The sequence below is a fragment of the Deltaproteobacteria bacterium genome, from assembly GCA_021737785.1.
GTDB lineage: Bacteria > Desulfobacterota > DSM-4660 > Desulfatiglandales > Desulfatiglandaceae > AUK324.
Genome location: JAIPDI010000038.1, coordinates 1 through 12,920, shown reverse-complemented (window position 1 = coordinate 12,920; position 12,920 = coordinate 1). Strand labels below are relative to the sequence as shown.

The 12,920-nt window shown below is 53.0% G+C and carries 11 protein-coding genes, 1 tRNA gene and 1 pseudogene; 9 read left to right on the top strand and 4 right to left on the bottom strand.

Annotated elements, in window-relative coordinates; translation table 11 throughout:
- Positions 1–3 precede the first annotated feature (3 nt).
- From K9N21_17195 to K9N21_17155, 9 genes are all read left to right on the top strand, one after another.
- Positions 4–1,260 (top strand): argininosuccinate synthase, encoded by a 1,257-nt coding sequence (locus K9N21_17195; protein ID MCF8145649.1) that lies wholly within the window; start codon positions 4–6, stop codon positions 1,258–1,260.
- 87 nt (positions 1,261–1,347) lie between these two features.
- The gene (argH, locus tag K9N21_17190) at positions 1,348–2,754 is read left to right on the top strand and encodes an argininosuccinate lyase (GenBank protein MCF8145648.1); all 1,407 of its coding nucleotides are present in this window, start codon (positions 1,348–1,350) and stop codon (positions 2,752–2,754) included.
- A complete protein-coding gene (locus tag K9N21_17185) occupies positions 2,729–3,223 on the top strand; it encodes a hypothetical protein (protein MCF8145647.1) in 495 nt (164 codons plus the stop codon). The genes argH and K9N21_17185 overlap by 26 nt, the downstream gene beginning before the upstream one ends.
- A gap of 177 nt (positions 3,224–3,400) precedes the next feature.
- Positions 3,401–4,693, top strand: a complete 1,293-nt coding sequence (lysA, locus tag K9N21_17180) for a diaminopimelate decarboxylase (protein ID MCF8145646.1) — start codon at positions 3,401–3,403, stop codon at positions 4,691–4,693.
- Positions 4,693–5,520: a diaminopimelate epimerase gene (gene dapF / locus K9N21_17175; GenBank protein ID MCF8145645.1), complete on the top strand. Its 828-nt coding sequence runs from the start codon at positions 4,693–4,695 to the stop codon at positions 5,518–5,520. Before lysA ends, dapF begins: the two co-directional genes overlap by 1 nt.
- Before the next feature lie 146 nt (positions 5,521–5,666).
- Complete coding sequence (gene dapA, locus K9N21_17170) at positions 5,667–6,539, top strand: 4-hydroxy-tetrahydrodipicolinate synthase (GenBank protein ID MCF8145644.1); 873 nt, start codon at positions 5,667–5,669, stop codon at positions 6,537–6,539.
- Positions 6,540–6,686: 147 nt separating this feature from the next.
- Positions 6,687–8,096 (top strand): MATE family efflux transporter, encoded by a 1,410-nt coding sequence (locus K9N21_17165; GenBank protein ID MCF8145643.1) that lies wholly within the window; start codon positions 6,687–6,689, stop codon positions 8,094–8,096.
- A 36-nt stretch (positions 8,097–8,132) separates the two neighbouring features.
- Positions 8,133–8,579: a DUF3783 domain-containing protein gene (locus tag K9N21_17160; GenBank protein ID MCF8145642.1), complete on the top strand. Its 447-nt coding sequence runs from the start codon at positions 8,133–8,135 to the stop codon at positions 8,577–8,579.
- Between the two features lie 171 nt (positions 8,580–8,750).
- On the top strand, positions 8,751–9,146 hold the full coding sequence (locus K9N21_17155) for a pyridoxamine 5'-phosphate oxidase family protein (GenBank protein MCF8145641.1): 396 nt from the start codon (positions 8,751–8,753) through the stop codon (positions 9,144–9,146).
- A 118-nt stretch (positions 9,147–9,264) separates the two neighbouring features.
- Here K9N21_17155 and K9N21_17150 read toward each other — a convergent pair whose 3' ends face one another.
- The 4 genes and pseudogenes from K9N21_17150 to istA all read right to left on the bottom strand — a co-directional run bounded on the left by K9N21_17150 (position 9,265) and on the right by istA (position 12,882).
- Positions 9,265–9,708, bottom strand: a complete 444-nt coding sequence (locus tag K9N21_17150; GenBank protein ID MCF8145640.1) for a hypothetical protein — start codon at positions 9,706–9,708, stop codon at positions 9,265–9,267.
- Positions 9,709–9,849: 141 nt separating this feature from the next.
- A tRNA-OTHER gene (locus K9N21_17145) sits at positions 9,850–9,920 on the bottom strand.
- A gap of 184 nt (positions 9,921–10,104) precedes the next feature.
- Complete coding sequence (locus tag K9N21_17140; GenBank protein ID MCF8145639.1) at positions 10,105–11,148, bottom strand: site-specific integrase; 1,044 nt, start codon at positions 11,146–11,148, stop codon at positions 10,105–10,107.
- 730 nt (positions 11,149–11,878) lie between these two features.
- Positions 11,879–12,882, bottom strand: a pseudogene (gene istA / locus K9N21_17135) (IS21 family transposase).
- Positions 12,883–12,920: the final 38 nt, after the last annotated feature.

The following is a 12,920-nucleotide window of genomic DNA, read 5'->3' as shown; positions in this document are numbered from 1 at the left end:
GGAATGGATATCAATAGAGGCTTTGACAACATCAACGGACGGAGAAGTGAATTGAGCGAAGAGATCAAGAAAATCGTCTTGGCATATTCCGGAGGATTGGATACCTCCGTCATCCTGACCTGGCTTAAAGAGACCTATGGCTGCCCTGTGGTGGCATATGCCGCGGACCTGGGGCAGGGCGACGAGGTGGAAGGCATTAGAGAGAAGGCCTTGAGCACCGGGGCCGATGATGTGGTGGTGGATGACCTGAAGGAGGAATTCGTACGGGATTTTGTATGGCCTGCGCTGCGGGCAAACGCGGTGTATGAATCGACCTATCTGTTAGGGACCTCACTGGCACGACCGCTTATTGCACGTGGTCAGGTAGAGGTAGCCAGGCGTGTGGGGGCCGATGCGGTCAGTCACGGCGCCACAGGAAAGGGGAACGACCAGGTGAGGTTCGAACTGGCGTTTATGGCGCTCGAGCCGGGTTTCAAGATCATTGCGCCGTGGCGTATATGGGATTTCAAGGGACGGGAAGACCTCATGGCGTATGCCCGGTCCAGAAATATCCCGGTGCCGGTAACCAAAAAAAAGCCCTATTCCAGCGACCGGAATCTGCTGCACATCAGCTTTGAAGGCGGGATATTGGAAGATACATGGGCTGAGCCGCCTGAAGATATGTTTGTGCTCTCGGTTTCGCCCGAGAACGCGCCCGACCTGGCGGAGTATGTGGAGATCGCGTTTGACAAAGGAAACCCGGTCTCTGTGAACGGCGAGACCCTGTCGCCTGCCGGGCTCCTGGCACGCCTGAATGAACTGGGAGGCAAAAACGGCATCGGCCGCATCGATATGGTGGAGAATCGGTATGTGGGGATGAAGTCTCGGGGGGTTTATGAAACACCAGGGGGCACCATCCTCAGAAAGGCCCATATTGCCATGGAATCCATTACTGTGGATCGGGAAGTGATGCATATCCGGGACGGGCTGATTCCGAGATATTCAGACATGATCTACAATGGATACTGGTTCTCCCCTGAAAGAGAAATGCTCCAGGCCCTGGTCGACGAATCGCAGAAAAATGTCACCGGCGTGGTGCGATTGAAGCTCTATAAAGGGAATTGCATGGTGGTCGGAAGGATGTCGTCACTGTCCCTGTATGATCCTGATTTTGCCACCTTTGAAGAAGATGAGGTCTACAGACAGGCGGATGCCGAAGGATTCATACGACTGAACGGTCTTCGGCTCAAGATCGCGCAGCTTCTGAAGCGCAAGTCATGAGAGAAAGCAAATCTGATGTCGAGCATGCCATGAGGATCTTTTGTCCCGCTGAATGGGGATGCAATTGAATCTCAAAAAGGATTTTCCATGACAAAAAAACTATGGGGGGGGCGTTTCAAGCAGGATACAGATGCCCTGGTGAATCGATTCAATGCGTCGATCGAATTTGATCGTCGTCTTTACTCCTATGACATTCGGGGGAGCATTGCGCACTGCCGGATGCTGGCGGCACAGGGGATCATCAAAGATGAAGAGTCCACCCGGATTGTGGAGGCCCTCGGAAAGATCCAGCGTGAGTTGGACCATGGAGAGTTTTCTTTTGAAGACGATTACGAGGACATCCACGGCCTCGTGGAAAAGGCCCTTGTCCAAAAAATCGGGGCCTTGGGGGAAAAGATCCACACCGGAAGAAGCCGCAATGATCAGGTCGCCCTTGATGTGCGGCTCTATGTAAGGGATGTGAGCGAGGGCGTCATTGAACTGATTAAAGAGAACCAGCGGGCCCTGGTGAAGCTGTCTGAGGAAAGTCTGGATATCATCATGCCCGGATACACTCACCTGCAGAGGGCCCAGCCTGTGCTCCTGTCTCATCATCTCCTAGCCTACTATGAGATGTTCGGGAGGGACCGTGAGCGGTTTATTGAAAGCCTCGAACGGGCAAATGTCATGCCCCTGGGAAGCGCCGCCCTGGCCGGTTCCACCTTTAACCTGGACAGGGAAATGGTTGCGAGGGAACTGGGGTTTGATCATATCTCTCGAAACAGTATGGATGCGGTCAGCGACAGGGACTTTGTCCTGGAATTTCTCTTCAATGCCTCGGTCCTGATGATGCACATGAGCCGGTTGAGCGAAGAACTGGTGATCTGGTCAAGCCAGGAATATGGATTTGTCCGCATTTCCGACGCGTTCTGTACGGGCAGCAGTATCATGCCGCAGAAAAAGAATCCGGATCTGCCGGAACTGATCCGGGGAAAAACCGGCCGTGTATATGGCCATCTCATGTCCCTGCTGACCACCATGAAGGGTCTTCCCCTCACCTATAACAAAGACATGCAGGAAGACAAGGAGGCCTTGTTTGATGCCTTCGATACCGTGCACATCTGTCTTGAGGTGATGTGTCGGCTTCTGGGAGAGATCACCTTCAACAAAGAACGATTAAATGAGGCCATACACAGCGGTTTTCTGGTGGCGACGGATTTGGCGGATTATCTGGTGCGAAAGGGGATTACCTTCCGACAGGCCCACGAGACCGTGGGGAAAATGGTGCTCCTTGCCGTGGAGGAGAAAAAGGAACTCCATGAACTCACGCTCAGCGATATGAAAGGATTTGCGAGGCAGATCGACGAGGATGTTTACGAATGGCTGGATCCGCTGTTGTCCCCGGCGAGAAGGAACAGCCCGGGCGGAACCAGCCCGGACAGGGTCAAGATAGAGATTGACGGGGCAAAGCGAGAGCTGGGAATGGATAATGAAAAGGGATTCGAACGGACCTAACCCCTATGAAAGAGGGCCGGCCACCCTGAACCGAATACCGGCGATTTTACTGCTCTCATTACTTTTGACAGTTCTATCAGCACTCTTTCCTGCGTGCGGAAAGAAGGGTCCTCCTTTTCTCCCGGAGAAGAAGCTTGCGGCCAGGGTGGATGGATTGACCGGAACGTGGGTGGATGGACGGATCAGGCTGGAGGGAACCCTGGAGGCCGCCGATAAGGGAGCTGATATCGCCGGTTGCAGGATTTATCATGCGTGGTATCCTCAGGACCGTCCGCCCTGTGAGGGGTGCCCCATCGAGATGACGGCTTTTACAGATACCGTGGAAACCACTATCTCAGGGAACCGTTTCACCTGTGATATTTCCATCCCGGAAAAAAAGGGGATATGGTTTTTTGAAGTTCGTCTGATCGGCAGCCGGGACGCTGTAGGTCCCCCATCGGAAAGGATCAGAGTGCAGATTGAAAATTGATCATTGAGGATTGCCCATGGGGCGGAGGTGCCCTCTGAACCCATTCCTTCAATATTGAGTTTTCAATCGAGGGTCGTGGAGCCGGATGCGCTGGGTGAGTCAAGCGCGATCCAGCGTGCCCTTTTCTCATGGAGAAATGGGCGTTTGTCATCAATTTTCAATTGCCGATATATTCAGATGCATCACTTTCAGTACAGAAACAACGCATTATATGGTGAAGACGTGCCTGTGGCAGATATTGCGCGGCAAGTGGGCACCCCGTTCTACCTCTATTCCCATGCCACTCTGACGCGACACTTCAAGGCCTTTGACGGGGCATTCAGCGGCATGAAGCACCTGACCTGCTTTTCCATGAAGTCCAATTCCAATATGGCCATCCTGAGGCTCTTCGCACAGTTGGGAGGCGGCGTCGATATCGTATCGGGGGGAGAGCTGTACCGGGCCTTGAAGGCAGGGGTGGACCCCTCAAGAATTGTCTATTCAGGCGTGGGGAAAGGGACTTCCGATCTCGAATATGCGCTGAAATCGGACATCCTCATGTTCAATGTGGAGTCCGCCCAGGAGATCCGGACGCTCAATGAGATCGCTGAACGGGTCGGCAAGAGGGCGAGGGTGGCCATTCGGGTCAATCCGGATGTGGACCCGAAAACCCATCCCTATATCTCCACCGGCCTGAAGGAAAACAAGTTCGGCATCGATATTGACGAGGCCCTGGAGCAGTATGCGGTTGCCGACGGACTCAATGGACTGGATGTCACCGGGGTTTCCTGCCATATCGGTTCTCAGCTCACCCAGGTGAGTCCCTTTGTGGATGCCCTTCGAAAGCTCAAGGAATTCATCCAACGCCTGAGTGATATGGGTATTACGATCTCGTATCTGGACCTGGGGGGGGGCCTGGGGATCACCTATGATACAGAGACTCCGCCCCTCCCTGAGGATTATGCCCGGAAGGTCCAGGAGGAAATGGGGACCATGGATGTGACCCTGATCCTGGAACCGGGTCGTGTCATCGTGGGCAATGCCGGAATTCTGGTTGCCAAGGTCCTTTACACCAAGCCCACCCGGGAGAAGATGTTTTTTGTGGTGGATGCGGCCATGAATGATCTGATGCGGCCGAGTCTCTATCATTCGTATCATGCGATCCAGCCTGTGACGATCACCGGCCGTGAAACCATCAGGGCCGATATCGTCGGACCTGTCTGCGAGTCCGGCGATTTTCTGGCAAAAGGGAGGGATGTGGAGAGGCTTGAGCCGGGGGACCTCGTGGCGGTCATGAGTGCCGGGGCCTATGGTTTCAGTATGTCTTCCACCTACAATTCACGCCCGAGGGTCTGTGAGGTGATGGTCAAGGGAGATTGTTTTCATATCATAAGGGAGAGGGAAGGGTTTGAAGATCTAATCCGGGGGGAGCGCCTTCCCGACTTTTTGTGCGCCGATGGGGAACCGGACAGGATGAGGGGAGAGTCATGATGGCGCCGATCGAATTCTGGAAGATGAGCGGGAGCGGCAATGACTTCATCCTGATTGACAACCGGGATGGGCGTATAAGAGAAAATGACATGGCCCGGTTGGTTGAGAGGGCATGCCGGCGGCGCATATCAGTGGGCGCAGACGGCGTCATTTTTGTTGTTCCATCGGAGAGGTATGACTTTGGATGGCGCTTTTTCAATGCCGATGGCGGGGAGGTGGAAATGTGCGGCAACGGAGGGCGTTGCGTCTCCCGTTTCGCCTACATCAAGCAGATTGCGGGTGCCCAGATGACCTTTGAGACCCTGGCCGGGCCGATTTCTGCCGAGGTCAAGGGACGCAGGGTGAAGATCCTGATGCCTAAGCCCGGCCCGGCCTCCCTGAACATCGACCTGGAATTCCAGGAAGGCCGGGTAAATTGCGATTTTATCAATACAGGGGTCCCCCACGTGGTGGTGGGGGTCGAAACACTTACAGATTATCCGGTAAAGGAACAGGGAAGGCGCATTCGCCGCCACGACCGGTTTTCGCCGGAAGGAACCAATGCCAACTTCATGATGAGAATCGGGCCTGATCGCCTCCGTGTAAGGACGTACGAACGCGGGGTGGAAGATGAGACCCTGGCGTGTGGAACAGGAGCCATTGCATCCGCCCTGGTGGCCGCAATCCGGGGGATGGTGGACTCTCCGGTGACCGTCGAGACCCTGGGGGGTGAGGAGCTGGTTATCCATTTTGAGCGAAACGGGGATGTCTTTGAAAGGGCATGGCTCGAGGGAAATACGGCGGTCATCTATGAGGGGCGGCTCAATCCGGAGGCCCTGAACCTTTGACAAGATGCCATTTTTTTGTAAAATATGATCGGAAAGATAATCAATGGCTGGTTGTCCAAGAGCAGAAACCTGTCAGTCAAAAGCATTGCCGTACGGCCGGGAAACCCCAAATTCCAATCTCAAAATAGACGCAAAGGGAGGTTACCATGTTTAGTGGATCTATTGTCGCAATTGTGACGCCTTTTAAAAACGGGCAGGTGGATGAAGAGGCGTATCGTCAACTTATCGAGTTTCAGATTACAAACGGCACGAGCGCCATTGTACCTTGCGGTACTACCGGTGAGTCCGCCACCCTGAATGTGGAAGAACATGCCCGGGTGATCGATATCGCTCTGGAGGCCGTCAACAAGAGGGTCCCGGTGATTGCCGGGACAGGCGGAAACAGCACCAGCGAGGCCATTGAACTGACGGAACATGCCAAGAAGGTCGGAGCGGATGCCTCCTTGCAGGTAACGCCCTACTATAACAAACCCACCCAGGAAGGATTGTATCAGCACTTCAGGGCCATTGCAAAGGCGGTGCCCTTGCCCCAGGTCCTCTATAACGTGCCGGGTCGCACCGGCGTCAACATGTTGCCCGAGACAGTGGCCCGTCTGGCCGAGCTGCCCGAAGTGGTGGCGATCAAGGAGGCCTCGGGGAACATCGGTCAGATGGCTGAAATTGTCCGATTGGCAGGGGACAATATCACCCTCCTGTCCGGCGATGACAATGTGACTTTGCCGGTGCTTTCCCTGGGTGGAAAGGGAGTGATTTCCGTAGTGGCCAATATCGCGCCCAAGGATTCGGCCGATCTGATCAAGGCTTGGGAAGCGGGGAAGGTAGCGGAGGCCAAGGCCCTATTCTTCAAATTATTTCCCCTGTGTCAGGCTATGTTTTTCGAGACAAATCCGATTCCGATAAAGACTTCCCTCGCCCTGATGGGCAAAATTCAGGATGAGATGCGGCTGCCGCTCTGCCCCATGTCGCCGGGCAATCTCGATCGCCTGAAGAAGGCATTGACAGATTATGGTTTGATCTAGGCGATATTCCCTGGTGACGGCAACTTCAACAAAAGGGCGTCTTGGCCAATCGCGAGAACGGCAAAGACGCCTTTTTTAGGGCATGATATACGCTCTCATGAACCCCTGAGCCTTTGAACCCTTCACCCCTGAACCTGAAGACGATTCATGTTTCAACGTTGGTCAAAACCATACGGCTACCGTGAAGTCATGGCCATCAGCCTTCCGCTGGTGGCTTCCATGGGCTCTATCACGCTCATGCAGTTCACGGACCGCATATTCCTGGCCAATTATTCGGTGGATGCCATCGCGGCCGCGCTGCCGGCCGGAATCGCATCGTTTACATTCATCTCATTTTTTATGGGGGTGGCCAATTACACCAATGCCTTTGTGGCGCAGTATAGCGGGGCAAAGGCCTTTCACCGCATCGGCGCGGCCCTCTGGCAGGGAATTTGGTTCTCCATCCTTTCAGGGGCCTTGCTGGCCCTCCTCTATTTTGTGTCTGAGGACCTCTTCAGCCTTATCGGGCACTCCCCCGCGATTTACTCTCTCGAGGTCACCTACTTCAATATACTGACCCTGGGCGCCGGTCTTGCGGTCCTCGGTTCCACCTTGGCGTGCTTCTACACGGGCCGGGGATTGACATGGACCGTCATGCTGGTCCATATGACCGGGGCGGTCGTCAACATCCCTCTGGATTACTGCCTGATTAACGGCGCAGGGCCTTTTCCCGAGCTGGGGATCATGGGGGCGGCCATCGCCACGGTCGTGGCTTACAGCACCATCGTACTGACCCTGGGGCTCCTCATCTTCAGCAGGAAGAACCGGATCCGGTTCGGCACCTGGAAAAACAGGGGGTTCGACAGGGAGCTTTTCGGACGCCTCATGCGCTATGGCCTCCCCAGCGGCGTTCAGTTTTTTCTCGAGGTATTCGGGTTTACCTTTTTTATCCTGATGCTGGGGAGACTGGGTGACCTGGAACTGGCGGTTTCCAACATCGTGCTCTCCATCGAGGCCCTGGCGTTTCTTCCCATGGTGGGATTTCACATCGGAAACGCCACCCTGGTGGGCCAGGCCATCGGGCGCGAGCAGCCTGAGGGAGGCGTGGAAGCGACGACCAGCGCCCTCCACATTACCTTGGCCTACATGATGCCCCTTGCAGCCCTCTTCATATTCATGCCAGAGCCTCTCCTCTCCCTTTTCGAGACAGCGGGGCAACATCCGGCCCAGCACAGGGAAATCGTGGAGAAAGGTATTATCCTCATGCGATTCGTAGCGGTTTTCTGTTTTTTTGATGCACTCAATCTCATCTATTCGGGGGCAATTAAAGGAGCAGGCGATACCCGGTTCATCATGTGGACCATCGGCGGGGTCTGCATCGGGTTGATGATCCTTCCGGTATATGTGGCAGTAGAAATAGCGGGGGCCGGACTCTATACGGTCTGGACGTTCGCCACGATTTACGCCTGCGCCTTGGGGGTGGCATTCATGCTCCGCTACCGCCAGGGCAGTTGGAAGAGAATGCGCGTCATTGAGGAAGTGCCCGATCTCTCCCAGGCAGGGGCATTTCCGGGCTGAGGACTGCCGGGGATTGACAGAAGGAGGTTTATGGATATGACGGATTCGACTTTTAAAAAGGTGGGAAAATCGGAAAAGCGGATGTTCGGACCGCCCTGCCTTCTCATCTGCGGATACAGGGCCGATGAGCAGGATCAGATCCTTTCCCTGATCGAGACCTGCGGGCTTTCCGGGCACGCGGTGGTTTTCGCCGGAACAGATGATGAAGACGCGATCCTCAGAGACATGGTTCAGGCCGAATCGGGAAAGGGGAGGGGGCTCTCTTCCGGGCTTGCAAGAGCGATCATTATGTCCGGACTGACTGAAAGGGAAATCCATTTACTTCTTAGCGCCTATCGAACCCAAAACCTGACCCGGCAGCTCTGGGCCACCTTAACCCCAACCTCTGAAGGCTGGACCCTCAAGGCCTTGCTGAAAGAGATTGCCGCCGAGGCAGAGGCATTCAGGAAGAGACAGGAGGAAAAGGAGGCGGAGAAGCAATAAGGGCCCTTCTGAAAGAGGGGCAACTAAACTGGTCGCCAGGGGTTCAGGTTTCGGTTCCGCGCATACGGGATCGGCAAATTCCCCCGCCACGGGAACACCCGAGATCCTGATCTGCAATATGTTGTAAATTGCGAGACCCTTAGCGTCTTGGAGCATCATAAGGAGGAGGATATGAAACCAAAAGAATACTTCGACACGGTCAAAGGGAGGGGGATACTGGCGACCTCGGATGGCGACGGGAAGGTGGATGCCGCGGTATATTCCAGACCTCATTTCATGGAAGACGGCACCCTGGCATTCATCATGGCCGACCGGTTGACCCATCACAATCTTCAATCCAATCCCCATGCGGTGTATCTGTTTATGGAGGAAGGTGCGGGATACACGGGACAGCGTCTTTTTCTCAAGAAAATCGGAGAAGAACAAGATACCGATAGACTGTATGCGCTGCGCCGGCATAAGTCTCCGTCAAAAAGGGAGGGGGAAGGCCCCCGTTTTCTGGTTTTCTTTGAACTGGAAAAGGTCCTTCCGCTCATCGGCGCCGGAAGGGAAGAAGACACCCTGTGAGGTTAAGTGCCTAAAGTGCCTAAAGTATGAGAGCCCGGCAGGGAGTGAGGAAGTTCAAATCTGAAAGCCCAAAGCAACCCGTAACGAGTTTCATGGAATGCGATTGGGGATGGCGGGGCTAGGTCATGAGACCTGTTTCACTGTCATAGCGTCTGGAAAAGACGGCCGCCTTGCCGGAAAAGACGTTGCATCGGGTCAGGACGTGTTCAGCCACCGCCTGCCTCTGGGATACGCTGAGCTCATTGAAGGCGGAGACCCACATGGTTTCGTCCGCCATGGTGGAAAGGACGCCCCAGATCTCTTCTGCCGGCATGTCAGGACCTATCTGAAGCCCTGCGGCGGACGACGGGGCCTTGAAGAGGGTCCGGGCTTTCTGCTTCATCTGTTCAAGCCTCTGAATCAGGAACTGGGATTCCTGCTCAAATGCCTCGAAGTCGTCACATGGCCTGATGACGGGGCACACGGTTTCATGGCCGGCGACCTTCAGGCGTATGCCCAGCCGGACCGAAACCTTGCCGTCGCCTGTCTCTGCTATGGTCATCAATTCAAACATGTCTTCCATGAAGGATTCCTTCTATGTCCATGAATTACGGTATTTCAAAGGATCTGTGCATCCTGTCTGTGGGGTTACAAGGTGATGTATTTCAAATCACACAACGAAAAAAGGGGCAGCCGATTCCGGCTGACCCCCCTTATCTCTCTCTGGTAGTCCCAACGGGACTCGAACCCGTGTCTCCGCCGTGAGAGGGAAATAACACGGGATGCCAAATATATCGAAAATCCCCATTATTCTAATACTTTACAACGTATAGGCAAAAACAGCCGGTGTAAATTTTGGTGTAAAAAATACCCTTCTGGAGGCCTTTTTCGGGGCGATTTACACCAGATTTACACCACGATTTACACCACGAAATCGGCTCGAAAGAGCCAGCAAAATCCGTCGCATTGGAATCCATTTTCAAAATGCACCCGCCTCAAACATTGGTCCCAAATCCTCTTTTATTCGTTTGATGTATTTGTCTGTTACGCTGACTGCATGGTGACCCATACGGTCCCGGATGGTTTCCAGGTCCAGGCCTTCCGAGACCAATTTTGAAGCGTAATAGCGTCGCAGACCATGAAATCCAAATTGCTTTATTCCGGCTTTTTTACACAAACCCCGTATGAATTTTCGTCGGGCTGTAAACTTCTGACCATAGTTCGGATGTCTGCGGGTAACATTGCCATTCTTATCAATCCATTCAGCCCGATTTTGAAACACATAATCCGAATGTGAAAGCCGGCGCCGAAATTGATCCTGAAGAGCCTTGTATAGATTGTTGGACATGGGAATATACCGATACCGCAGCTCCCGTTTTTGATTTTTGCGACTCCCCAGGCGCAGCAACCGATTGCGAAAATCAACATCATCCGACCATGTGATCCGAAACACTTCCGACCGTCTAGGACCTGCCTCGGCCAAGGTAATTATTAAATTCCGGTCCTGCCCCGGGCCAAGGATTAAAAGCAGCTTGGCATATTCCCCTTGAGTTGGTACGGGCTGGTTGGCTCTATCCGAAGGCAATTTTTTAATGGCTTTTACCGGATTGAACTTTACACCATGGAAATCCACCGCGTAATCAAAAAATGTTGACAAGTCTTTTCTGCGATGGTTGTAGAGTTGTGCGGTCGGTTGTTTAAGGAGAATTTCGTGAAGAATCATTGCAGGCTGAACCTCATCAGCCGGAATATCCCCTACTGTTGCTATCAATTGTTTGAGCGCTAATTTTTTATTGGAATATGTCCCCTTGTGGTATTGGACTTTAACATAATCAAGGTATTTCGTGGATATTTCAAGTAGATAAGAGCCCGTGTGGGTCGTCTGCCGTTCCAATTGGTCTAATTCTTCGGCTTTGGCAGCTTCCCATGCTTTTGCGGCTTTTCTTGTCGGAAACCACTTTGAATGTCGCTTGAGGTTTCGGTAAATCTGGGCTCTGTATCCGCCCCTCTCCTTGTAGGGCATTTTTCAAACCTTCCCAAGTAAAAAGCCAATTCCCGATCTTTTTACCGCCTAATTCCGCCGCATGAATATACACATATTTTTTCGATTTTCCAAGATAATCAGCGACCTCTTTAACGGACAGTGGCCTTGGCAACTCAAAAGGATTCTGTCCTTGGTCATTGAAAGCATTTGCAGCGGCGGTTGTCAAGGGTTTCAATCTCCATCAACCTGATTATTTTGCCAATTATTCAAAATCGGTGCTCCTTGTGAATAAAAACATGTATTCATTCCAACATCAGGGTACATTGCGGCTTCAACATTAAAGCTTTCCAGCCATCATTCTTGCTGTGCAGGCGTGGGATCCCGCGGCCTTACCACCTTGGCCACCCCGCAACAATGGGCCATCCCTGAACTAAGCTATCTCACGATCATTTTCCGGAACGACTGCTCCTGGGCCTTGGGCCGCAGAGAGGTCAGTGTATCTCCGGAGGAAACCATGCTGCGGCTGCTTTTTATCCGTATCCACCGGCTCCTCAGAGGATCGGATGGAACAGAAGAGGGCCGCAAAAAAAATACTTTTGTTAATAAAATTTACAAAAAGGCGAAGTAATACATAACAAAATACTCCAAAAAGCGTATTGTGTCAAGAAAAAAACATCCGATTGCCTTACCAGATCTTCATTTTTTTCATGGCCCAGAGCTTGTCGATGGTTTGTTCATGAATCATCCTCTTCCTCCTTTCCCTGGTAATATCCCTGCCTCGGATATTATGATAGAGAGGAGATGCCGCGTCTTCAGGGAAGAGCAACGGCTGTTGATTTAGATTGTTTTTGAGAATGAACTTGACGCTTTTGTAAGAGAACCCGTTGATTGCCAGGGCACGGGTGCATGCATTTTCAAGACGCTCAGGGGTATAGTGACCAGCCAAACGGATGATGCCTAAGGAGGATCGGAACCCTTAATGGGACCAAAATCCAGCGTTCTGCCAAGAGGACAGCGGTTTCGACCTTTGCTTTCTGGGTTTGAATGGACGGGCAGGGATGACAGTGATCCCATAATGCTCTGCGAAGTCCTGGTAAGTGGGGTTGATATCCGGCTCATAGCGGCAGGATTTGGTGACGCCTGCTTTGAGGTTGTCCGGGACGATGATCTGGGGAACGCCGCCAAAGTATTCCAGGGCATGGACATGGGCATTGATCCAACTGGGAAGGTCCTGAGATAAGGTGGCCTCGGCGTATGTGTAATTGCTGGCGCCGAGAACAGCGATAAAAAGCTGAGCATTTCTGATCTCTCCGATGTGGCCTTGACGATATCAACCGTCTGACCGGCAAAGTCCACAAACATCTTCTCCCCGGCCAGGTGGTTTTGCCGCAACGGCACATCAAGATTTTTGACCCAATTGCGGTATTGTTCGCAGAAGAAACTGTACTGGTAGCCGTCGGGATGGTGTTCTTTGTATTCATACCAGAGAAGCTGAAGGGTGACCCCCTTCTTCCTGCGCAGTTCCCTGTAAAGGGAATCCATCGCAGGCATTGAAGCGCGGGAAGGCTCAATAGATTCATTTTGAGGGTAAAGAAGGGCCTCCAACGCGGTGTCGTCAAGGTCACAGGCATTCGGCCATGTGAGACCTGCCTGTTCTGCCCGTTTCAGGTACTCCTGAACGGTACTTCTGGCAATGTTACAGCTCTTGGCAATCTGCCGATCCGAATGCTCAGAGAGCCACTTCAGCCTAAGGACTTCTTTGATCTTTCGCATGGATAATCTCCTCCCAGCCATGATGTTTCCTCCTTGAG